The following is a 1,233-nucleotide window of genomic DNA, read 5'->3' on the forward strand; positions in this document are numbered from 1 at the left end:
TTTCAGCACGATATCTTGGCTTTGATAAAATCTTTGTGCTTCTCTTAATTGTTCAGAGAGTACTGAACCTTCTACATCGGCTTTTGTTTTCATCGTATGGTAGGCATCCCTTTTTTTTCATGATCAAAAATTTTCATATCAAGTTCGCGTCTTTTCCTTTTGATAAGTGATTGCTCAGCGTCACGTAAATGCGCTACCATTTCCATCTTTATAAATTCATTTTGGATCATGGCTAACGAACCATCGATATGTGCTTGAAGATCTGCAGTATCTTTCAGGTTTTCTTTTTTTTGAACTTCATCTAATAGATCTCTGAGGTATTGAAAACGATTTTCTACGTTTTCAAAAGTTTCTAAACTTACAGCTTTATCTAGTATCGATGCAAATTGTAAACGCTCTGAAATAGTTTTGCCCATTTGATCAAAAGGCCCAGAAACTTTGTTTTCGTCCTCTAGTACCTTTTGATATGATTCTCTTGAAAGCTTATCACTCTTATAGAACGATTCTGGTTCTTTGAGAAAAAAACTAGAAAAATCTATAGTTTTAGGTCCAGTTTTTTGACTATTTGTTATAGCCTGATAGGTTTTTTCTGTTTGCGAAAGTTGTTCTTTTTTCAACTCAAGCTGTTTTTTTAAGAGCTCAATAATTTCCCCTTTTTTTAATAGATTAGTAAGCTCCAGATATTTTGCTGATGGAGCAGATACGAAAGTTGATTTAGGTACCTGAGCTGTGGGAGATATTGGAGGTGTGTTAGATGGCTTAGAGCCACTAGGTTTGGACGGTACGCGATTTCTCATCGTTCCAAAATTAGAAAGGTCAATTTTAATATCGGGTGGAAGTTTACGTGGTGGCTCATAGCCTTTTGGTGGTTTTGGTTTATAATTGTTGCTTGAATCGAGATTTCCTGACCCTATAGTAGGAACTGCAAAACGGCTATGACCTCCTCCTTGCTTAGTAAGAGTGTTACTTCTTGCTAAGTTTGTTGTTCCAAGAAAAGCACTAATCGCTATGATAATAATCAGCTTTTGCATATTTCACACCTTTTAATTTTCACATATTTAGAAAGACTGACCATTACATTATTAACTTCATAAATCAGTTTATGAGATTCCGTTGTCTCCTCGCTTGATTTTGGCAGGGATTGTTTTATTAATTAGGCACACGGTTCCTATCATTGGGCTGTTTTAGCTTTGGTGCTAATGCACAAGCCGATAAAAGGTTTGCAATCAAAAT

Annotated in this window: 1 protein-coding gene and 1 pseudogene; both read right to left on the reverse strand. The window is 35.7% G+C overall.

Annotated elements, in window-relative coordinates; genetic code table 11:
* Positions 1-89: 89 nt before the first annotated feature.
* The gene (locus ACFIL8_RS10560; RefSeq protein ID WP_375689725.1) at positions 90-1,031 is read right to left on the reverse strand and encodes a type IV secretion system protein; all 942 of its coding nucleotides are present in this window, start codon (positions 1,029-1,031) and stop codon (positions 90-92) included.
* Between the two features lie 69 nt (positions 1,032-1,100).
* Positions 1,101-1,233: pseudogene (locus ACFIL8_RS10565) on the reverse strand (TrwH protein); the annotation flags it as partial.

It is taken from the genome of Bartonella sp. AP57NXGY (genome assembly GCF_042195805.1).
GTDB lineage: Bacteria > Pseudomonadota > Alphaproteobacteria > Rhizobiales > Rhizobiaceae > Bartonella.

Excerpts from the sequence above, each read along its gene's own strand:
- ACFIL8_RS10560 (WP_375689725.1), bottom strand. The coding sequence starts at position 1,031 with ATGCAAAAGCTGATTATTATCATAGCGATTAGTGCTTTTCTTGGAACA.